Origin of the sequence: Paenibacillus sp. FJAT-26967 (assembly GCF_001541095.1) — a bacterium.
Lineage (GTDB): Bacteria > Bacillota > Bacilli > Paenibacillales > NBRC-103111 > Paenibacillus_F.
The window spans coordinates 259,420-279,781 of sequence record NZ_LMXH01000003.1 but is presented as its reverse complement, the minus strand read 5'-3'; the positions used below and the strand labels follow the sequence as shown (position 1 = coordinate 279,781).

Annotated in this window: 20 protein-coding genes; all 20 read right to left on the bottom strand. The window is 54.4% G+C overall.

Translation table 11 applies throughout. The annotated features are described in order from the left end of the window. Position 1 precedes the first annotated feature (1 nt). Complete coding sequence (locus tag AR333_RS15755) at positions 2-673, bottom strand: SIS domain-containing protein (RefSeq protein WP_253735873.1); 672 nt, start codon at positions 671-673, stop codon at positions 2-4. Continuing rightward, positions 667-2,343, bottom strand: coding sequence for a carbamoyltransferase C-terminal domain-containing protein (locus AR333_RS15750; protein WP_068776321.1), 1,677 nt, complete (start codon positions 2,341-2,343; stop codon positions 667-669). The genes AR333_RS15755 and AR333_RS15750 overlap by 7 nt, the downstream gene beginning before the upstream one ends. Further along, positions 2,340-2,822: an HldE family cytidylyltransferase gene (locus AR333_RS15745; RefSeq protein WP_068776320.1), complete on the bottom strand. Its 483-nt coding sequence runs from the start codon at positions 2,820-2,822 to the stop codon at positions 2,340-2,342. The genes AR333_RS15750 and AR333_RS15745 overlap by 4 nt, the downstream gene beginning before the upstream one ends. A gap of 9 nt (positions 2,823-2,831) precedes the next feature. Beyond that, positions 2,832-3,272 (bottom strand): hypothetical protein, encoded by a 441-nt coding sequence (locus AR333_RS15740; protein ID WP_084783732.1) that lies wholly within the window; start codon positions 3,270-3,272, stop codon positions 2,832-2,834. Continuing rightward, entirely contained in the window at positions 3,269-4,855 is a 1,587-nt protein-coding gene (locus AR333_RS15735) for a glycosyltransferase family 9 protein (RefSeq protein ID WP_172798879.1), read from the bottom strand. The genes AR333_RS15740 and AR333_RS15735 overlap by 4 nt, the downstream gene beginning before the upstream one ends. A gap of 158 nt (positions 4,856-5,013) precedes the next feature. Next, positions 5,014-6,015, bottom strand: a complete 1,002-nt coding sequence (locus tag AR333_RS15730; protein WP_068776456.1) for a bifunctional heptose 7-phosphate kinase/heptose 1-phosphate adenyltransferase — start codon at positions 6,013-6,015, stop codon at positions 5,014-5,016. 182 nt (positions 6,016-6,197) lie between these two features. Next, on the bottom strand, positions 6,198-7,961 hold the full coding sequence (locus AR333_RS15725) for an ABC transporter ATP-binding protein (protein WP_068776317.1): 1,764 nt from the start codon (positions 7,959-7,961) through the stop codon (positions 6,198-6,200). Next, a complete protein-coding gene (locus tag AR333_RS15720; RefSeq protein ID WP_068776316.1) occupies positions 7,958-9,721 on the bottom strand; it encodes an ABC transporter ATP-binding protein in 1,764 nt (587 codons plus the stop codon). The genes AR333_RS15725 and AR333_RS15720 overlap by 4 nt, the downstream gene beginning before the upstream one ends. A gap of 35 nt (positions 9,722-9,756) precedes the next feature. Continuing rightward, positions 9,757-11,517: an ABC transporter ATP-binding protein gene (locus AR333_RS15715; RefSeq protein WP_068776315.1), complete on the bottom strand. Its 1,761-nt coding sequence runs from the start codon at positions 11,515-11,517 to the stop codon at positions 9,757-9,759. Then, complete coding sequence (locus AR333_RS15710; RefSeq protein ID WP_068776314.1) at positions 11,514-13,265, bottom strand: ABC transporter ATP-binding protein; 1,752 nt, start codon at positions 13,263-13,265, stop codon at positions 11,514-11,516. Before AR333_RS15710 ends, AR333_RS15715 begins: the two co-directional genes overlap by 4 nt. Before the next feature lie 41 nt (positions 13,266-13,306). Next, a complete protein-coding gene (locus tag AR333_RS15705) occupies positions 13,307-14,122 on the bottom strand; it encodes a sugar phosphate isomerase/epimerase (RefSeq protein ID WP_253735872.1) in 816 nt (271 codons plus the stop codon). 176 nt (positions 14,123-14,298) lie between these two features. Next, positions 14,299-14,784 (bottom strand): VOC family protein, encoded by a 486-nt coding sequence (locus tag AR333_RS15700; RefSeq protein ID WP_253735871.1) that lies wholly within the window; start codon positions 14,782-14,784, stop codon positions 14,299-14,301. A gap of 95 nt (positions 14,785-14,879) precedes the next feature. Then, positions 14,880-15,284: a holo-ACP synthase gene (gene acpS / locus AR333_RS15695; RefSeq protein WP_068776313.1), complete on the bottom strand. Its 405-nt coding sequence runs from the start codon at positions 15,282-15,284 to the stop codon at positions 14,880-14,882. 6 nt (positions 15,285-15,290) lie between these two features. Then, a complete protein-coding gene (locus AR333_RS15690; RefSeq protein WP_068776312.1) occupies positions 15,291-16,499 on the bottom strand; it encodes a glycosyltransferase in 1,209 nt (402 codons plus the stop codon). Then, complete coding sequence (locus AR333_RS15685; protein ID WP_068776311.1) at positions 16,492-17,238, bottom strand: glycosyltransferase family 2 protein; 747 nt, start codon at positions 17,236-17,238, stop codon at positions 16,492-16,494. The genes AR333_RS15690 and AR333_RS15685 overlap by 8 nt, the downstream gene beginning before the upstream one ends. Then, positions 17,235-17,582, bottom strand: a complete 348-nt coding sequence (locus AR333_RS15680) for an HAD hydrolase family protein (RefSeq protein WP_068776310.1) — start codon at positions 17,580-17,582, stop codon at positions 17,235-17,237. The genes AR333_RS15685 and AR333_RS15680 overlap by 4 nt, the downstream gene beginning before the upstream one ends. 66 nt (positions 17,583-17,648) lie before the next feature. After that, positions 17,649-18,692 (bottom strand): BtrH N-terminal domain-containing protein, encoded by a 1,044-nt coding sequence (locus AR333_RS15675; protein WP_084783730.1) that lies wholly within the window; start codon positions 18,690-18,692, stop codon positions 17,649-17,651. Between the two features lie 63 nt (positions 18,693-18,755). Then, a complete protein-coding gene (locus AR333_RS15670) occupies positions 18,756-19,307 on the bottom strand; it encodes a hypothetical protein (RefSeq protein WP_068776309.1) in 552 nt (183 codons plus the stop codon). 167 nt (positions 19,308-19,474) lie between these two features. Continuing rightward, positions 19,475-19,747, bottom strand: coding sequence for a hypothetical protein (locus AR333_RS15665; protein ID WP_068776308.1), 273 nt, complete (start codon positions 19,745-19,747; stop codon positions 19,475-19,477). 54 nt (positions 19,748-19,801) lie between these two features. Next, a complete protein-coding gene (locus AR333_RS15660; RefSeq protein WP_172798878.1) occupies positions 19,802-20,092 on the bottom strand; it encodes a hypothetical protein in 291 nt (96 codons plus the stop codon). Positions 20,093-20,362 lie beyond the last annotated feature (270 nt).

Genomic DNA, 20,362 nt, shown 5'->3' with positions numbered 1-20,362 from the left:
GCTATCCCTCCGTTTCCATCTCTTGTCCGAAAAATTCTTCTTCCAGCATCATGCACAAGGTGTGGTACAACCTGACATGATCCTCCTGAATCTCATCCGTAATGACTGACGGGGAGGCAATCACGACATCGCTGAACAACCGGATACGTCCCTGCGCCGCGCCGGTCAGCGCAATGGTTCTAAGGCCCATCGCTTGGCCGAGCTCCATCGCGAAGCACACATTCTCGGCGCTGCCCGATGTACTGATCCCGATCAGCACATCCCCCTCCGCGCCGTAGCCGAGAACTTGCTGGGCGTACACCGCTTCGGCGGATATATCATTCATAATCGCAGAGATGAGCGAGGTCTGGCTGACGAGCGAAATCGCCGGAAGGGCGCTCTGCAGCATACCGAAGCCTCTTGATCCAGGCAGCGGGGGAAGCCGCCGTCCGAGCCGATTCCACTGTGATTCCCGCAGGGGCCGTTTCAGACGGAACCCCTTCATCAGCTCCCCCACCATATGCTCCGCATCGGAGGCGCTTCCGCCGTTGCCGCATATGAGCAGCTTCCCTCCGCTTTCAAAGCAGTTCGCAAGCAGTTCGAAAGCTTCTGCAAGCACCGTTTCGCAGCCCTGCAAGTGTTGATGCGAGAGCAGCCGGTCGTGCATACTACAGCGGACACGTTTGCTCACCATGAGTTGCCAACACCCCTGCTCCGTTTTTTGAAAATCATCTGATTCATCACCAGATAATCCAGATCTATCCGCAGAAAACAAGAGATCGCATCGGAGGGTGTTTCCACTATCGGCTCTCCGTTATCATTGAAGGAAGTATTGAGCAGAACAGGGACGCCTGTTATTTCGTCGAATGCCGAGATAAGCCGGTACAACGGGGCATTCATCTCCTCGGTGACGGTCTGAACACGGCCTGTCCCGTCCTCATGGCAGACTGCCCCCGCTTCCGCTCCTTTTCCTTCCAGGAAAGGCGACACCATCAGCATGTAGGGCGACGCATGCTTCAACTCAAAATAGTCTCCCTGCCGATCCCTTAATACAGCCGGAGCAAACGGACGAAAAGCTTCACGGTGCTTGATTCTATCGTTGATGGTGTCCTTCATGCCGGAGTGGCGGGGATCGGCGATAATGCTGCGGTTTCCGAGGGCGCGGGGACCGATCTCCGAGCGGCCCTGGAACCAGCCGATGATGCAGCCTTCGCTGAGTAGTCCGGCCGCCGTACGGTACACGTCGTCCGTCTCCACTCTCTCAAGCTCATCCTGACAAGCAAGGGCCGCTTCCAGGCACTCCTTCTCTCCGTATGATTTGCCCAGATACGGGGAGAAAGGGATGTTCGTCACCTTCCGAGCTTCGCCGCCCAACATGTGCGCACCGTACAGCGCACTGCCGACCGCCGTTCCCGCATCCCCGGCAGCGGGCTGTATGAACACATTCTCAAATGGGGTTTCCCGCAGGATTCTGTAATTCGCCACACTGTTCAGAAACACACCTCCCGCGAGGCACAAATTACGGCTTCCGGTAACTTCATGAAGATACCGGCAGGCCATAATCAGGATGCGTTCGATATGATACTGCGCGGCATAGGCCAAATCAGCCTTGGTCTGCAGAAGCTGCCCGGCATCCTTGATCGGACTTAATCCTTGCCGGATATAATTTCTGAGCGCGCTCAGCTGCCCCAGTGTCTGACTGAAATTCCCCTCCCCGTCCATGGAATAGAAGCCATAGAATGCTTCAATGTAACGCGGAGTTCCATATGCGGAAAGCCCCATCGTCTTCCCTTCCTGAAGTAATCCGAAACCAAGCTCAAACGTCACCCGCTCATAGAAGCCTCCGATCGAATGAGACATATCCGCATCGGTCAGCTCTTTCTCGGATTCATGGTCGACAGTGAAATCAAGCAGGTCTTCTCCAGTCAGCTTCTTAATCTCCCGAATCTCCTCAGAATCCGCCCAATAGTAAGTAACCGTTTCCCGCCGGCGGGGTGCAGAGCCGGTAAAACTGCCTCTTCCATCGGCCACGAGAACTGCAGCCTGCTTGTATGGCGAAGGATAGAATGCGCTTGACGCATGAGCGAGGTGATGATTGATCAGCTTGATCTCTTTACCGTATTTCATAAAGTAGACGGGCTCAATCAAGTCGTTGCCGACAATCAGATCGAGGGACCGGGCGTGCAGCCCCTCCGCTTCGAGGCAGTATTCCGCGGCCTTGCACCGGAATAGTTTACCTCCCATCCCGAGACAGTGCTTTACCCGGTTCAAACGTTCCTCTTCTACTGCATAGCGGACCTCTCCCCGGCGAACGAGACAGGCCGAGAAGTCATGAATGGAGCCGCCTATTCCAAGTATGTTCATTGCTTCCTCCTTTCGGGCGCCAGCAGCTGCCGCAGCTGCGAGGACGAGGAAATTTTGGCCTCTCCCGCAATCCGGATTTCACAGCCGATTTCCCGGGCGGCTTCCATCTCAGGAAACCACCGGTCCCGGTAATCGGAGCCCTTGGCAAAAATATGAGGCCGTAGCCTCACTAGCTGCTCCGACAGCGTGTCCTCGCCAAACACGAACACATAGTCGACGACGGTCAGGGCGGCCAATACGGCTGTACGCGCTTTTGCTTGAAAAACCGGTGGACGCGCTTTAATTCTGGCTATAGATTCATCCGAATTAACCCCTACAATCAGAACATCACCCAGTTTGCGGGCTGCCTCCAAATAATCCAGATGACCGATATGAAATATATCGAAGCAGCCCCCGGCAAGCACAATCTTCGAGTTCGAAGTCCGCTTCCGCTCAAGGAAACCGGCCAATTCTTGAATATTCGACTGTTTGTCTTTCATACTGGTCGTTCAGCCCTTTCTGCCTGATTTATGTATCCAATAGGAAGCCAGGCGTCTATAGGACGAAGAATGTGATTCGGTGTGTACCAGACATAAAGGGGAGAAAGCGAATCCCGTAAATCTGGAAGAAAAAAGCTTCCGTTCTCCCAGCAGAACGACCGCTCCTATGTCATAAGGCATCTCCCAGCATTCCGCCGCACTGCGGAAACTGTTCGTGTCGGCAAGCACACTCTCGTCATCGGTGACGATGACCACCCCTTTGTTCTCCCGGTTTCCAGGTGTCATCTCGGCTTCCGACAGGAGCAGGAAGTCCGCCTTGTTCTCATCCGATCCGGACGAGGAGGCCGAATAGCCGAGCGACTGGAAGCTCTTGCAGGTGCTTTCCAGCATCTCTTCCAGATTGGGAGAACAACGGGAAGTTCTTACAGCAAAATACAAAATCCGGCTCATGCTCCCTCCACCCATTCGATTCCTATTTCGTTCAACGTGTCATGGGCTGTAATCACTTCCGCGGAAAGGCGAATACGTCCGTCAAGAAGTTCCTCCAGCCTTGCAAAAACCAGCTCGGGACCGATGTCCCGAATATCCGCGCTTCGGGGTACGAGGCTGTAATTCGCGCTCAGCGTGCGGAAGCTTACATGAGACTCATCCCGGCTGCCGGGAAACTGCAGAGCAGGGAAGCTTCTGCCCCACAGAGTCAGATTCGGCACTCCCAGGAAGCCTGCGATATGCCCGCATACACTGTCGATTCCGACCACTGCGTCCATTCCTTTAAGAGCGCCGAACAGCTCGGCAACGGCAAGTCCGCTCCAATCTCTGCAGCCCTCCGGGTGAAGATCATAGGGGAGCGGTGAAAGGTTGATGAGATGAATGTTCCGCTCCTTACAGAGCCGGGCAAACTGCTGTGCATAAGGCTGCGGCCAGGAACGCTTAGGATCGCCCGTATGAAACTGGACGCCTACCACGGGAGCTCCGGTCTCTCTCAGTGAAGCCATCTCTTGCTCCAATACTGCCGGAAGCTGCGGGAAATCCATCTTCTTACGATCAGGCTGTCCGGGAGGCTGCTTGAATCCCAGCGCCTTCGCAAACAAATCGCGGATATGATGCAGGGGCGGAGCAGATACGGATACCGGAAGAAGAAAGACTTTTCCGTAGACGGAAGAATGCATAACCGCTTCATACATCACGTGTGTTTGAGCACCTTCCAGTATGCGGCAGCGTTTGAGAAACGTCCGGAACAACGGAACCAGTTTCCTCTTTGTAATCAGGTGAACCTCATGACCCAGACGCGCTTCTTTGTCGATAAACTGCTGCATCACCGGAAAAAGCAGCACCGCGTCCCCAAAGCCGTGCAGCTCGTCGGTAAGTACGGCTTTGGGTTTCGGTGCAGGACGCAGATCCAACTTCTCGGCATGCGTGCAGAAAAGCGGGATGCAGATTTCCCCTGCACCGAAAAAAACCTCGCACGGCTCATAGCCGTGCGGCAATTCGCTGATAAGGCTGCTAAAGTCCGCAGCATCTCCGGAAGACATCTGAAGCACAAACCCTGTCATCACCGCTTCATTGCCAGAGCGTGAACGTGTAAATCCATACCGGGTATCCGGGGTTACAGAGGTTTCCGGTGTTTCCGGTGTTTCCGGTGTTTCCGGTGTTTCCAGTGTTTCCAGTGTTTCTCGTGTTTCCAGTAATTCCGAGTCAGCTTTGGTATCTACGGCAGCTTTGTTTGCCCTTATTTCGCGGATTTTCGTGGTCTCCAGGATTTCCGGTATTGTCAGGGTTTCCACAGCTCCGGTTTTCACGGCTTCCCCGGACACCGCTGCCGCTTCGGGTCTTCTTGCTTCCTGCATTGCCGGTGGATTTACCGCCTCTGCTTCATCCAGAATTTTTGTAACCAATCCCATCTCCAAAGCATTCACAATGGAAATAATCCGGAAGCCTTTTTCCTCAAAGACTGGAAGTTCATCCGCACAGACTTTTACAGCAGCCAGGATTTCCGTCCGCTCCAGGAGCATGCCGCTAACAGCTTTTTCCATCCCTTTCGCAGCTAGAACAAGAAATGTAGTTCGCGGACTGCTTCGGTAACTTCTTCTTTTTCTCACCTTTTCCAGAAATATAGGATCGAACGCCAGCTCCCCCTCTCACTTATGCGTGTCGCTGTACTTATGTGTTCCATCTGCGCCCCACATTCCCGTCACAGGCGGTAGACGGATACCGGTTCCATCGTTGTACTGAAACGGATCAGTTCGCTGAGGCTCACGGCTGATGTATACGCCTTCGAGATAGAAACGGCGGCTGCGGCACCCCCGAGCAGGAAGCATTCCTCCCCGGAGAGCCCGCACCCGGTTCCGACAGCGAAGGCAGCGATGCACGAATCGCCGGCCCCGACTTCGCAGAGGGGCTGCTTCCCCAAAGCGGGCAGATGCAGCGCCTCCCGGTTCGTGATCCAGCAGCTTCCATTTTCGCCCGCTTTGAGGACGATAGCTCCGATGTCATATTTGCGCATCTGCTCCCTGGCCTTCTGCACAGCCTCCACCGGATGCTGGAATGCAGAAGATGTAAGCCGGTTGAACTCCAGCAGATTCGGAAAAAGAACCGACGCTCCCGCATAGCGTTCGAGCTTACTTCCTGCCGGGTCAACGAGCGCCGGGATTCCTTTGCTGCGGGCCCACCCGATGAAGTTGCCGATGCAGGAGTCGGAGAACAGGCCCTTCCCCAGATCGGATACAACGGCGCAGCGTGCATCCCCGCAACCATCCGCCTGTGCAAGCAGACCGGCTGCCGTCTGCGGCGACACGGGTGTGTTATCTTCCCGGTCCACACGGATAAGGCTGCCATCCGCAAGACACAGACGGGATTTGACCGTGGTGATCCGCCCGCTGTCTGAGAGTAAGCCGTCCAGATTCACCCTGCCTCCGGTCAACCGGCGGAGCTCTTCGGCCTCCCTGTCTCTGCCAAGTGTGCCGAGAACAGCCGCTTTTCCCTCCATGGCATCGATATTAAGGCAAACATTCAGCGCATTGCCCGGAAACAACTGGCTGTTCTGTCTGCGAAGCACCGTGCAATCTTCGTTAGGTGAATAATCCTGTTCGCACTGCGCATATTCATCCAGGATGACATCTCCCATTACGACAACCTTCGCACCCGGGCTCCTCTGCAGTTTCCCGAGTATTTTCTTGAACCGATCCGAATTCATACGCTCACCTTCTTCCCGGCCAAGTGTCCCATTCATTCTTGTTCAGGAAATAAGGACTCCTTCGGCTCTATTTCCAGTGTAAAGAAGACCAGGTGCGCCGGACTCGGCTTTTGGTACGACAAATCCCCCGATTGGCACAGCCGGTTGCCTTGTTAAGAGTCCCGTGCCCTCGGGCGCTCAGATTAACCGGGCCGTACTCCAGCATTCTCATTCATCAGACTTCTGAATTCCTCCGAAGACTCCATCAGTTCCTCGAACGAACCCTGGGATTCGATCTCCCCATCCTTCAGAACAAGGATGTGATCCGCCCGCCGCAGTGCCGCCATCCGGTGCGTAACCACAAGACAGGTCGCTTCTCTGAGGCCCGTAAGCCGTTCCCACAGTTTGCTCTCTGTCTCGACGTCGAGTGAGCTCGACATATCGTCGAACACCAGCAGCTCGCTGCGGCGTATGAACATCCGGGCAGCCGCAGCCCGCTGAATCTGTCCATTGGAGAGCTTGACTCCCTTGACGCCGACCATCGTATCAAGCCCGTCGGGGAGCGCATTAATGTCGTCTTCGAGTACAGCACTGTAGACCGCCTCCTCCAATCCTTCCTCCGGCAGCCCCAGCAAAATATTCTCTTTCAGCGTCCCGTTATAAAGATTGGGGACCTGGGGAATATAGGCCGTACGCGGGGGAACAAAAAATTCATCCGGATTGCCGATACGGCGGTTATTCCAGCGGACTTCACCGCCCAGAGAGGGCAGCAGACCCAGAATAACCTGCAGCAGCGTTGTTTTGCCCGAGCCGATCCTTCCCGCGATGACGACAAATGAGCCTCTTTCAATCCGGAGATTGATATGCCGGACTCCTTTGGTGCTCCCCGGGTAGAGATAACTCAAATTCTTTGCTTCAAGCTGTTTGAACTGCCTCTTCTCTGACACAGCCGGCACCTCCGTTAAAGAGGATTCCTGAGACATATCCAAAGGCTTGAAGTCGATCTCACTGCCGTTCGCAGGTCCCTGCAGCAGCCAATTAAGCCGCTTCAGATACCCCTTCACCTGCCGGATCTGCGTTACTGCCGTACCGCTGTATTCAATATATTTGCTCATGTGAAGCAGCAGATGGACGAACAGCGCGAAGTCCCCCATCGAGAACGATCCAGGCTGCAAATAAACGGCGCCTGCCAGCAGCAGGAGACCCGATCCGATCTGCACCAGATTAGGCAGAAGCGCATACATAAGCTGGCTCATCATTCTTTCCCGCACCACCTGCCTCCTGCGATCGTCCGAGAGCCGGGCGAATTCCCCGACCACGCTGTCCTCGGCACCTGCGGCCTTAACGGCCAGAACAGACTGGAATACCTCGCTCATAAAGCCGGACAGTTCCCGGCGCCCGTTCCCTCTGGGCCTGATCCTGGAATGCATGCGGACCACGCTGTACTGGATCAGGTAAAAAATGATCGTGAGCGGCAGTATAACCCCCAGCGTCATCCGCGTGTTCATATAGAATAAAACCGCTGCGGCTGAGATAAAAGAAATCGTCTTGACGATCAGCAGATTGAAATTGCGCATCGTATCCGCAAGCTGCTCCACATCGTCCCGGAACTGGCTCACGGCCTCCCCCGGAGAGCCGGGTACAGCCCGTGCCCCCGGCTGCCGCAAAATATGTGCGAGCAGATTCTGCCGGATGAGTCCCTTCACGCGGAAATTCAGCTCCGTTTCCGTCCGGGAGGCCAGACGGATCGACACGAGCGTTACCAGCACGTTAACCGCAAACAGCACCACGATAACCCACGGGCTCAAGGGAGTATCCGTGTCACCGGTAAGGTTGTCAAAAAATAATTTCATCAGCAGCCCGATGAAGATCGGCGACAAATTAAACGGGAGCCATTGCAGGACTCCTGTCCAGAACAAACGGGGATGATACGCGGCCATCTTCCACAAAAACGGTCTCCTACTCATAGACTCTCCTTTCCTGTACCTTGTCGTATAAGCTGTGAAAAGCGTGAATCCGTCCGCTTAAGGAGCTGTTCCCGGCTGCCCTGTTCGGCGATCCGGCCGCTGTCCATCACCAGAATACGGTCGGCATGCCTCAGCATGCCGGGGCGGTGGCTGATGAGGATCGATGTCCGGCCTTGCAGCAGCTTGCGGGCCGTCCGTTCCAAACGTTTCTCCGTAACCGGATCAAGCCGTGAGGAAGCTTCGTCCAGAATGACCAGACCAGGGTCTTTGAGAAACACCCGGACATAAGCCAGCAGTTGGGCCTCCCCGGCTGACAGCCCTCCTCCTCCTGACGGAAGAACCGTATCCAGTCCGTCAGGGAGCGTGCTGAACCAGGCTCCCAGCCCCGTTTCCTCGAGAAGCGGCATTATTTTGTCATCCGGTATATCAGGCTTGAAAAGCGTCAGATTCTCACGCACCGTTCCGTTAAAAATCTGCACATCCTGCGTAATGAGTCCGACCCGGTCCCGCAGATGCCTCAGTTGTATTCTCCGGATATCCATTCCCCCTAGCAGAACATCTCCCTCCAGTGGGTCATACAAACGGACCAGGAGCCGAACCAGCGACGTTTTCCCGCTCCCGCTTCTGCCGACGATACCAAGGGACTCACCTGCTTCCAAACGGAATTGAATCTCCCGGAGCACCGTTTCTTCCTTGCTGTAACCAAACGTCAAGCTTCTGCATTGAACGGAAACCGGCCCGTCTGCCAGTTCAGCTGCATCAGAACTTTCCCGGATGTCGGGAGTTAGATCAAGAAGCTGACCGACCCGCTTGATATTCGCTTCGGCCCGCTGTAAATTTTCAATAAGTTCACGGATGGCATCCAAAGGCCCGGCAAGAAGACCCATATAAAAAATCATCATATAAAGGGTGCCTGTCGTCACAAGCCCCTGCTCACGCAAGTAGAAGCCGGGAACAAGGATAAGGAGCGTACCGACGCCCACAAGCACAGTAGAGCTGGCCCACATGAAAGAAAAACCGAAGCCGGCCTTCATATGCAGGGGAAACCAGCTTCGCATAAGCTTGCGGAACCGATAGAGCGAGTATGGGACGGCCCCGCTTGAGCGCACATCCTCCGTAGCGGCAAGCTGTTCTCCTACAAAAGCGAAAAAATCAGCTCTGGCGTCTCCGAATCTTACCCAGAGCGGAACGCTGTATGCTCTCATTTTGTTGAATACAGCCAGGGCTAGTCCTACATAAACTGACATAAAGGCGCCCATGACCGAATTCTCATAGAACACAACGGCAATCACACCGAGTATAAGACCGATATTGCCGAGCAGGGAGACCGTCAGGGTAGAAAAAAAGCCGGCCAGTCCTTTTACATCACCGTCTATGCGATCAATCAGTTCTCCTCCGGAACGGGTTTTGAAAAAAGCAAGATCCAGAGAGAGGCAATGGCGGAGAAGATGCGCCCGCAGCCGGTTCGCAGCCGTCCATCCGATTTTCTCGCCGCTATAGTCCGCTGTGACGGAGAGAAGCAGCTGTGCTGCGGCAAGCCCTACAAACAACAGAGCGGAGAACAAGAGGGCTGAAGAATGCGGGTCTGTGGCCGAATCGATAAAAAAGCGTAATATCTGCGGATTGACGAGTTGAAGGGCAATATTCAGCGCTACCAGGACAGCCAGAAACAGGATCTGTTTCAACAGATCACTCAGGTAGGCTCTAAGCAGCAAATAGTACCGGTAAACCGGAACACGGGAGAAAGACAAAGAAGACATTGAATTTCATTTCCTCCTGTCAGGCTAAATATTTCTCATGTCTGCGCCCACAGAAAGCGCATTTCTTCCGAAGACTGAAGCAGTTCCGCCAGCGTTCCCTGCGCTTCGAGCCTGCCATCTTTGAGCAAGACGATATGATCCGCCCGCTCCAGTACCGATTTTCTGTGGGACACGACTAGGAAGGTCTTATCCTTCGAACTCTGAAGCCGCTCCCATAGGCGGCTCTCCGTCTGTGCGTCAAGTGCGCTGGACACATCGTCAAGCACCATCAGCTCACTTTGGCGCGCGAACATCCGGGCGATTGCCGTCCGCTGGAGCTGTCCTCCCGACAGCTTGACCCCCTTAACTCCGATCATGGTGTCCGCCCCATCCTCCAGCCACTGGATATCTTCTTCCAGCACCGCCGAGTACACGGCCTTCTCCAGACGGTTCTCCGGCAGACCGAGCAGGATATTTTCTCTCAGCGTCAGATTGTACAGATTCGCTGCCTGAGCCGTATAAGCTGCCCGGGGCGGGATAAAGAAGCTATCCGGATTCTCCACCTTTCGACCGTTCCAGCAGATGGTTCCGGATGAGGCCGGGAGCAGCCCGAGAATTGCGCGGAGCAGTGTCGTTTTGCCGGAACCCATCCGTCCGGTAATGGCGACAAAAGAACCTCCGGCTATGTGCAGGCTGATATCCCGGACCCCTTGGTCCGTGTGCCCGTGAAGACAGGTCAGCCCCCGGGTCTCCAGCACTCTGAGTCTGTCCCGCTGCGGGGCAGACAGCGGCTCGACCAAAGGCGGGAAGTCCTCCCGGATGTATATCTGCCTATATTCAAGCGCTGCATTCTCCGGAGCGTCCGGCAGCAGCTGCCGCAATCTTTGCACCGCAACGCCGGTCTGCCTGTATTTGGTCAGAAAGAAACCGCAATATTGAATAAAAGAGGTCACTACCCCGATATAGGTGACGAAGAGAGCAAAATTGCCGATCGTGAACTGCCCCTGCTTCATAAAAATAGCGGCAGCCAGAAGAATAAGGCCCGTTCCGATTTGCAGGGTATGGCTGACGAAGGCGCTAATGCTCTGATCGAGCAGTCTTTCCTTCAGCACGGTACTCATCCGCATATCTCCCAGACTCCGGAACCGGGCGCTCACCGCTTCCTCCGCATTAAATAATTTGACTGCCTGCGCAGAATTGCACATTTCTCCGATAAAACCGGCGATCCCGCTTTCGGCTTTACGCGACGCTTCCCGGAGTTTTTGCAGCCTCGTCCCTGCAACCTGGCCGGATATAAGAATCACCGTCAGCGGCACGAACACGAGAAGCGTAATCTCCGGGGAAACCGCCCATAGGATCGCGGCCGCAGCAGCCGTGAACGTTACTTTAACCGGGAGAAGGTTATAGAAGCGGAGCATGTCGGCGAGCTGTTCCACATCCTCGCGGAACGTGGAAATCGCTTCCCCCGGCGCACACGGCAGAGCCCGGGCACCAGGCTGCTTCAGGATAGACTCAAGCATATTGTGCCGGATGATTCCTTTAATACGGAAATTGAGTTCCGTCTCGACCCGGCCTCCCCACAGAATGGAGCCGGCAGCAGCCAATATATTGGCTGCAAGCAGCATACAGAGCATTCCCGGGCCGATACCGGTCCCGCTGCCCTCTTCCGCGGTACCCGCCAGGTTGTCAAAGATCTGCTTCATGAGCAGCCCGGCTGTAACCGGTGACAAATTAAACGGCAGCCAGAGAAGCACCCCTTTCCAGAACAGCCCGGGATGCAGAGCGGCCATCCTGCGCAGGAACCCGAGTGTGCTCATCGGCTGGAGTTTCTGAAGCTCTGGCGCAGAAGCTGAGAGTAGCGCGAATCCGGATTCTCCAGAAGAGCCGCCTGACTGTCGTGCTCGATGATCCGGCCGTCTTCCACTACAAGAATACGGTCCACATGCCGCAGGGTCTGGAGACGGTGGGCAATTACAATCGCCGTTCTCCCGCTAAGCAGCTTCCTCACTGCCTGCTCCAGCTTCTCCTCGGTCACAGGGTCAAGCCGTGATGAGGCCTCGTCGAGAATAACAAGGCCCGGTTCTTTCAGGAATACCCGGGCAAACGCCAGCAGCTGCGCTTCTCCGGCAGACAGTCCTCCTCCCCCGGCTTCAAGCTGCGTATCCAGCTTCTCCGGCAGCTCTGCGTACCAGGACGCCAGCCCGAGGTCTTCCAGCACAGCTTCTATCTTGTCATCCGGAACGGCCGGATTGAAGAAAGTGAGGTTGTCCCTCACGCTGCCTTTGAAAATCTGCACATCCTGCGTCACGATCCCCACCCGCTGTCTCAACTGAGTGAGCTTGACCCGGCGGATGTCCGTCTCCTCCAGCAGAACACTTCCCTGCTGCGGATCATACAATCGCAGCAGCAGGCGGGCGATCGAGCTTTTGCCGCTCCCGGTGCGGCCGACAATGCCCAGCGATTGCCCGGCTTCCAGCCTGAGTCGGATTCCGTGAAGAACCGGTTCATGCGGACTATAACCGAACGTAACTTCCCGGAACTCGGCGGACAGCGGACCTTCCTTCAGTACCTCTTTCCCCGCCTCCTCTTCGATCGCCGGACGGATGTCAAACAGCTGGCGGATTCGCTCTATGTTGGCGGAAGCACGCTGAAGAGCGCCCAGCTCGATCCGAATCGTATCTATGGGCCCGACCAGCATAACGGCATACAGCATCAGCATATAAATAGTGCCGGCGGATACCGTCCCGGTATGCCAGAGCCAAGCGCTTACAGCAAAAGTCAGAATGGTGCTCAGGCCAAGCAGCATCATAGACTGCATCCACATGACTGAGAAAGCGTAACCCGCCTCCATATGCAGCGGAAACCAATTTCTCATTAGCGTTTTGAAACGCCCCATGACATAACCGGAAGCCCCGCTTGAGCGCGTATCCTCCGTGTTGGTTAACTGCTCTCCGATAAAACCGAAAAAAGCGGACGACATTTCCCCCACCCGGACCCAGTAAGGAAGGGCATAGTCGCGGAGCCTGTAATAGACAAGGGCAGCCAATACTATAAAAGCGGTCATGACGGCTCCGATACTCCAATGAATCGTATACAGAAGTCCCAGCGTAACCAGCAGAAGAACCACGTTGTTCGTAAACCTTACGACAAATTTGTAAAAAAATTCAGCCAGCCCGTTAACCGCCCCATCGACCCGGTCCAGAAGCTCACCGGGATTGTAGCGGTGGAAGAACGAGATGTCCTGGCTCAGACAGTGCCGCATTAAGCGGCTGCGGAGGCGGTTGGCCGCCGACCAGCCCACATGCTCGCCGATATAATCGGACATCAGCACCAGAAGCTGATAAACGGTGCCCAGCCCCATCATCATCCCGATCAGAAGCAGCAGCGACCGCAGTGAAGCATCTGACGGGGAATCGAAATAAGTTTTCAGCAGCCATGGAATGGCGATCTGGACTCCGATGCCGAGGATCAGCAGCAGAACCAGCAGAACGAGGTCTCTCTTATGCTGCTTTAAATAAGGGCCGACCAGGCGAAAATACGGGAGAATCGGTATCTTGGTCCACATATCCGGTTGCTTTCTTCCTTTCTTCACTTGATTTTTTTAAGTTATACTTTGTGCAGCACGGACAGAGAAACTTTTACCGCTTCTGCCGGAGGCAGGAGTGTCTCGTCCATTTCCAGCGTCATATAACCCGCGTACTTGTATTCCCGGAGAGTCCGCAGAATGGAGGAAAGCGGCAGTTCCCCGCCTCCGAGCTCTGCATAACGCATCCTTCGGCCGGGAAAGGCCCCGCTTTCTTCATCCTCCCGGACTCCCCTGACATCCTTGAGATGTACGGCAAGGGTACGCGCAACATACCGTCCCATCAGCTCTCTGAAGTCTACACCCGCTTCCGCAAGATGACCGGTATCCGGTACTAATCCGAGATCCGGGGGTGTCCGCTCCATGACGTATTCTATTTCTTCACCGGTGTAGATACAGTGCGAGCGGTGAGGATGAATACCCGCCCGGATGCCATGGAAGCTGTAACGCTTGTGGATTTCGGCAATCATCGCCAGCATATTCCTCTGGTCTTCGATGCCATAGCTCCGGCTTAACCGGATACCCGGGCCCAGAATGACCATGTCGATACCGGCTGCAAGGAGCAATCTGGCCAGCCGGTCGTGGTGCAAATAAATTTCTCTGCGTCTGGCCCAGTTCGCAAAATGGCCGAATTCAAATACGCCCGATACGGCCTGGTATTCTTGCTCCAGCTTCTCTTTCCATTCGGTTATCCGTCCTTCATAGGGCAGCAGCAGCCGGCTGCCGATTTCCACGAAGCGGACATCCAGGGCTGCCAGTTCTCCGAGGCCCCGCCCATACTCTCTTCCCCATGGCGTCAGCTGGCAGGAGACGGGGGAGCGTCCGAAATATACGGTCATGTACCTGCACCTTTCATCACATTGATTAATTCCTGCATACGTCCATTGTAGGCTTCCGGCAGCGCCCGCTCTCGGCGTTCCATGCGGCATCCTGCCTGCTAAAGCAGGCAGAAAGCTTCATAGGAACCAAAAAAAACCGGCGCCTCACCGGGCACCGGTTTTCTCATGAATCTTCGTCAGCCTTCCATCAGCTGCATCACACCTATAAAATTGTTATTGAGATCGTAAAATTTCAGGAACTTAGCAAAACCCCCGTCATCGAAGCTTACGATTCTCGCATTTTCTTCTTGCAGTTTCGTGGCCAGCTTGTCGATTTCGGAACTCCTGAAAAACAGTACCGGCAAGGTCTCCCCGTCTTTTTCAAAATGAGCGGAAGAATAATTCTTCGACTGCCACAACATCAGATTCGGTGAACGATCATTTAATGTAAGCATTGCGAATTCTCCGTAATTCTCCAAGAGGGAAAAGCCGAACACTCTGCAGTACCACGCAATCGATTCCTCCAGATCAGCAGCAGGCAGTTGGACATGATCAATACCGGTTAACAAACCTTGAGTCAAGAGATCAGCTCCTTCATCAAAATAAGGAATTATATTCCAGAAAATGTACGCCGTTTTATCGTATCCCCATATGGATGACACGTCAAGACTGTTCAGTCTCACACCTGATCCCCCGCACGTTCCATCGGCAGACGCAAAAAAAGGCCATCCGGACTATGACCGGATAACCTGTTACCGCATCAACCAGCTCTGCACCTTCAACCGGTGCACGAACAGGAAACAGATGGGGCTGTCCAAAGGACAACCTGACCTGCCGCATAATCACCGGAATGGGACAGGCTTATGTACACATTCACACCGGCCCGTTCTATGTCTTCCCGGACCTGCCCGTGCAGAATCAGTTCCGGCTTGCCTGATGGAAGATTCGACACTTCCAGATCCGCCAGCCGGTAGCCGCCCCTTAGCCCGGTACCCGCCGCTTTCAGGAAAGCCTCCTTCACGGCCCATCTGGCAGCCAGATGCTGGGCCGGACTGTTGTAACGGCTGCAGTAAGACAGCTCTTGGTCCGTAAAGATTCTGCGCAGAAACCGGTCCTGCTGCCGATGCATAATTTCCTCAAACTGGGCGATTTCCTGGATATCTATCCCGATGCCATAAATCATCCTTCGTCACAGCTCCTCCCGGGACAATGTCAGACGCTTCATCAGTGTGCTGCTGCAGGTATAGATCTCCCCGGCGCCACCGTAATTCCGGTTGTGGATGAGAGCTGCGATTTCCTCAGCCTGCTCCCTGTATCTGTCTTGCATGACATACTCGCCCAACTGATACAATTGAGCCGCCGTAAGCGTCCCGGGGAGCAGGTATTCCCCTGCTCCCAGACCATGCACCTTGCGGGCATTGAATTCCCGCTCCGTATGGGTCGGAATGATCAGCGACGGCACTCCGCGCCTCAGTGCCGACATGCAGCTTCCGTGTCCGCCGTGATGAATGAACAAACGGCTGTGGGATAACGAAGCCGAGCCGAAATGCGGGATGACCGTCATATTGCCGCTCATCCTGGCTCTCAGTCCGGCCGGAAGCGTCTGGCTGCAGGCAATGACGACTCTATCCTTCTTGTTCCGGTATGCCTGCACAACGGACTCCAGCAGCTGCAGGCCGGATGGCCCCGAAGTATCCTCCAGCCTGCCCGGATACACGAGAATATACGGCTCTCCCGGCAACGAATGTCCGCTGCCTCCCACAGCCGGGTACTCAATCGGGCCTACATAGCGGACACTGTTGTTGTGGACCGGATCTAGTTCGGGGATACCGGGAATGAAGTTAAGCCTTCCCACGTTCAACTGCTCCATCCTGCTGACAACCGGCAGACCCAGCCGCTTCAGTACCTTATTGACCACAGGTGTTACTTTAGGCAAATTACGGGGCGGCTGTCCCCAGAAATACAGGCCATCACCGTCCGGGTAAAAGCAAGACTGTGTAATGGAAACGACCGGAATCCCCAAATAATTGGCTGCGATAACTGTCTGGGGACTCATATCGGCAACCGCAAGATCGGCATTCCACTTCTCCAGCATACGGATGCGGTGCTGAATCCACGCGTGTACGAACGATTCGTCGAGCAGCCCTGCACTGGCGTAGTAATGATCCAGGTTGTAGAAGACGTTGCCGGGCCGGACGACAAGGTCTTCGCTAGGCACAGTCGGATCATCGTCAGGAAGATGTCTATATCCTCTGCTCTGGATAAAAGAAGCGCTTCCCGTACCATAGACGCTGAAAGAAACGTCCTCTCCCGCACGGCGGAACATCTCCGCGACCGGCATGCTGCGCAGCACAGGGCCAAGACCGCCGCTTAAACCGAAAAAAATACGTTTAGTCACCCTGCACTCCCCTCCCGGCTTGCTCGTGCTCGAAATGCCTGATTTCTTCCGGCGTACCTAACGGACAGCAGTAATGTGCCGCATCGGCGAGGCATGTGTATCCCTGGGCAATTAGACGGTTATACAGCGGGGCGACATACAGCTCGCCTTCTCCGCTTCCCCTTGCGGCCGCTTCTTCCGCAACACTGGTGAACAGCCGGGAACGGCGGAAATAATACAGACCCGTTGTCGCCATGGACGAGATCACTTCTTTTTCCTTCACCCGCACCACCCGGTTCTGCCCATCAATTTGTGCGTAGCTGTATGCCGGGTCACACGATGGAAAAACAGAGATGATTCCATCCGCCTTGCCGCCTTGATCCGCAATCGTAGTCCCGATTGAAGATTCCATGTAGGTATCGCAGTTGTAGATCAAGAGAGGCTCGTCCGGATCGATGAACGTCTGCGCCTTCCGTACAGTCTCTGCCTGTCCTCCCGTCACCGACAGAATCGGCACTATAACAGGATTCCTGCAGTAGGCGGATATGACCGACTTCAGCCGGGTTTGCTCCAAGTGCTCTTGAAGACAGATGAAGATCACCTTTTCCATCGGAAAATGAGGTTTCAGGCTGTCCAGCGCCCAGCAGAGCATAGGCTTCCCGGCGGCTTCCAGCAGCATCTTGGGCCCATGGAAGCCGGCATTGCGGAACCGCTGCCCCCTGCCCGCCATGGGAATGACGATCTGCGTACGATTCCTCATCGGATATCCAAGGTCTGCAGGACCTCGTCCCAGTTGCGGTAAGCCAGCGCCAGATCATCCACATACAAGTCTCCCTGCGGCTTGCCGAATACGATTTCATCGTACGGCACTGCGTGAATCCGCAGCCAGTCCAGCGTTATAGCCCCGACCTTCGCCACCACCTCCCCGACATTCCCTCCGCAGGTCTTCATATGCCGGGCTGTATGAATGATAAGGTAATGCCCCTCATCCTTCATCCGTCGCAGGGCATCGAGTGCACCCGGAATCGGCGTTACATCGGCATAGGTCTGGCCTTCTCCCTTGAACGTACAGATGGTTCCGTCAAGATCGATTACAACACGCATGCTATCTCCTCCGATCATGATTTCCTGCTGTTATGGTACCAAAGTCTGTCCGTCAAGAATCAGATTCTATTGCCCGCTTCTAGGAGAATATTGCGTCATGAAGCTCTTTCCGCCGCCCTCTGGCCGAGCCCGCTCAAGCCATTGTCTCAGCAGTTCCAGATTGCCCGCTTCCTTCTCGCGAACCCGCTGCATCCTATTCAGAATTCTTTCCTCAAAATGCTGAAACTGGTTAGCCGTCGCCGCCCTCATCAGCAGATTGGCTGCCACCATCCAGCCCTGGTCGGCTTCCAGATAAGCTTCCGCCAATTCATTTTCACCGATCGCTTTCAGAAAGTTATGGTGTTGGAACCGGGAATTGGCAAGCTCTCTGAACCCTTCATACAAATAACTGGCTGCCTTGAACTTGGAGGCATCCCGGTCCATCGTTTTGAGCCGGGTTATTTGCCTGCAAATAGATTCGAATGCCTCCAGTCCCGCCCGGCTCCCCGCAGGACAATCATAGAGGACTTGACCGGACATATTGCGGTAATTGTCGCGGATGACTCCATAGTGGAAAGCGGCATCCGGCACTTCAGTCCCTTTTTTGTCATGCCGCTCCAGGTTCCAAAGATTCAGAAGTTTATAGAAAGGACTCTGCAGCGACGACTCAAAAATAAAACGGAATTCCACATCCGTCAGAGTACCGTGATACACATAATAATGATCGCAGATTTCAAAAACGCCGTCCTTATATCCGATAACCTCAAGCGCATGGGGAAAATGAGACCGGTTATAGAATCCGCTGTGAGGCAAATAAAAGATGTCCGCTTCAATAATCGCGCTCCTGCCCGTCCCCAGCGCGTTCTTCAGTGCGGCGAGATACGCTTCTCCCCCTGCATATCCTTTCCGGCATACATGAGCCCCGAACAACTCCCCGATAAAATCATCAAGCTCCCTGTAATAAGGACTGATGACGAACTCGTCTTCATCCTGCGTATCCTGATAATACAAACCTGCCTGGTTAAACAAGAACGGTAAAGACTCTTTAAGAACCGGAAGTCTCAGCAGGGCGGCTGCAATATTGACATACAGGCAATTCAATCGGGCTTCTTTGTACAAGGTAAACGTCATTGGTTCCTCCCCGCCTGTAAAATAGTATGGATCTCTCTTGCCTCTTATCCGGCAGCCTTCTGCCTATCGCTCCAAAGTAATACCGAAAATATGCATGCACGGATTATCTTCGAATGTAAGCTGGTTAATCTCCAGAGGTTCTGTAAGATGGAGGGTATCAAGCCAGATCCGGCCGGTTCTGTGCGGCAAGGGGCCGTCTAACGTATTCAGACCGGCGGTTTCGAGGATACAGGCATTTCTTGAAAAAGGAGCCTCCGAAGCGAAATGCGACAGCATCATTTTCTCTCTGGAGAGGACGGTATCATGTTGCTTCAGATACATATAATCCGACATATTCACGTCGCTGGAGGCACCGAGTACATGGATCTTGGAGATGCGGGCTTCGGGAAACTGAATGGCTTGACCTTCCGTCACCATGTTGTCCCGGTAGTTTTGCCTGTATAGGACAAAGGGAATGTCATTGAACTCGAATGGAGTATGGAAAAGGATGTTTTCTCTCGGAAGTGAAACGCCGGAAGAACTCAAATATCCGTGCTGATAGCTGCTGCTGTCCGTCGTGCCGCAATTATTCAGACAGGACGTCATGTCCAGACAAATAAACGGTTGAGTATTCATTCATTCACTCCATATCTGTAGGGAAGATGAGAGAAAGAGATAAGCATTAATCCCGCTTATCTCTTCTTAATCATAGAAAATGATTCGTCCTGTTGGAGGCAAGGATCAGATATTTATCTCCTCCGCCTGTCGGTCGGACTAAATTCGTACCGCTTCTTCTGGGTGTTTTACAAAGGAGTCTTGGCCATAACGTTCGTGCTGAATCCGGGACTCGCGTAAGTTAATTCCTGAATCGTGCCCGGAAGCGCAGAAGCCCTCACGGTTGTGTCCAGATTGGCAGTATCTTCGACCGCAGCAGTTGCAGCTCTTTCACTTTCCGTATGTGCAACTGACTGGCTGTTGACGGCAGCGACCTGGGCACTCGCCTCTAGAGCCGTGCCTGCCGCCGGAGCAATCAGGATCGCTGTGGCGATCATAAACTTGGAGACTTTTTCATTCATCGCTTTTACACTCTCCTTTTCGTCTTCCCCGAACAGGAAGATCCATCGTTTGGTTTAAGTGAACGTTTTGGTAGCGGGGCCGTTAATCGTAAAGGTCGGACCGCCAAAGGTGAATTCCTGTATACGGCCGTTTTGCGAAGCAGGCGCATACACATCAGCAGACTCTAGCTGAGCGGTGGCGTCGGTGGAAGCTCGGACAACAGATCCGCTCTGTGCGGGGGCTGTAGGCCCGTTCTGGACGTGTACGGTCTGCGCGCTTGCCTCCACGGCCGTTACGGCCGCAGGGGCAGCCAGAATTGCAGCGGTAACAACCAACTTCATTCCCGATTGCTTTATGAGTTTCACCTCCTTCCATCTGGTATGAGCCTTACCTTTCCAGTATAGGAAATTGTTCATATCTTCTCTCGGCTTTCAACGTCATTCTATTGGGATTACTTATACATATCTGCCGCACTCTTGCTTACAAAAAGAGAGACAAGCGGTATCCCGCTTGTCTCTCTTTCATGAACAGCCAGATTAGCATTTTACGCAAAACGGCAAGGCTGTAACCGAAGGACCGTATATTTGCCGGAAGCTGTCCTGAGGAGTGAAGCGGACCCGACTGCTTTCAAGCAG

Coding starts and splice junctions, on each gene's coding strand:
- AR333_RS15755 (WP_253735873.1), bottom strand. CDS start 673: ATGGTGAGCAAACGTGTCCGCTGTAGTATGCACGACCGGCTGCTCTCG.
- AR333_RS15750 (WP_068776321.1), bottom strand. CDS start 2,343: ATGAACATACTTGGAATAGGCGGCTCCATTCATGACTTCTCGGCCTGT.
- AR333_RS15745 (WP_068776320.1), bottom strand. CDS start 2,822: ATGAAAGACAAACAGTCGAATATTCAAGAATTGGCCGGTTTCCTTGAG.
- AR333_RS15740 (WP_084783732.1), bottom strand. CDS start 3,272: ATGAGCCGGATTTTGTATTTTGCTGTAAGAACTTCCCGTTGTTCTCCC.
- AR333_RS15735 (WP_172798879.1), bottom strand. CDS start 4,855: ATGGAAAAAGCTGTTAGCGGCATGCTCCTGGAGCGGACGGAAATCCTG.
- AR333_RS15730 (WP_068776456.1), bottom strand. CDS start 6,015: ATGAATTCGGATCGGTTCAAGAAAATACTCGGGAAACTGCAGAGGAGC.
- AR333_RS15725 (WP_068776317.1), bottom strand. CDS start 7,961: ATGAGTAGGAGACCGTTTTTGTGGAAGATGGCCGCGTATCATCCCCGT.
- AR333_RS15720 (WP_068776316.1), bottom strand. CDS start 9,721: ATGTCTTCTTTGTCTTTCTCCCGTGTTCCGGTTTACCGGTACTATTTG.
- AR333_RS15715 (WP_068776315.1), bottom strand. CDS start 11,517: ATGAGCACACTCGGGTTCCTGCGCAGGATGGCCGCTCTGCATCCCGGG.
- AR333_RS15710 (WP_068776314.1), bottom strand. CDS start 13,265: ATGTGGACCAAGATACCGATTCTCCCGTATTTTCGCCTGGTCGGCCCT.
- AR333_RS15705 (WP_253735872.1), bottom strand. CDS start 14,122: ATGACCGTATATTTCGGACGCTCCCCCGTCTCCTGCCAGCTGACGCCA.
- acpS (WP_068776313.1), bottom strand. CDS start 15,284: ATGATTTATGGCATCGGGATAGATATCCAGGAAATCGCCCAGTTTGAG.
- AR333_RS15685 (WP_068776311.1), bottom strand. CDS start 17,238: ATGAGGAATCGTACGCAGATCGTCATTCCCATGGCGGGCAGGGGGCAG.
- AR333_RS15680 (WP_068776310.1), bottom strand. CDS start 17,582: ATGCGTGTTGTAATCGATCTTGACGGAACCATCTGTACGTTCAAGGGA.
- AR333_RS15675 (WP_084783730.1), bottom strand. CDS start 18,692: ATGACGTTTACCTTGTACAAAGAAGCCCGATTGAATTGCCTGTATGTC.
- AR333_RS15670 (WP_068776309.1), bottom strand. CDS start 19,307: ATGAATACTCAACCGTTTATTTGTCTGGACATGACGTCCTGTCTGAAT.
- AR333_RS15665 (WP_068776308.1), bottom strand. CDS start 19,747: ATGAATGAAAAAGTCTCCAAGTTTATGATCGCCACAGCGATCCTGATT.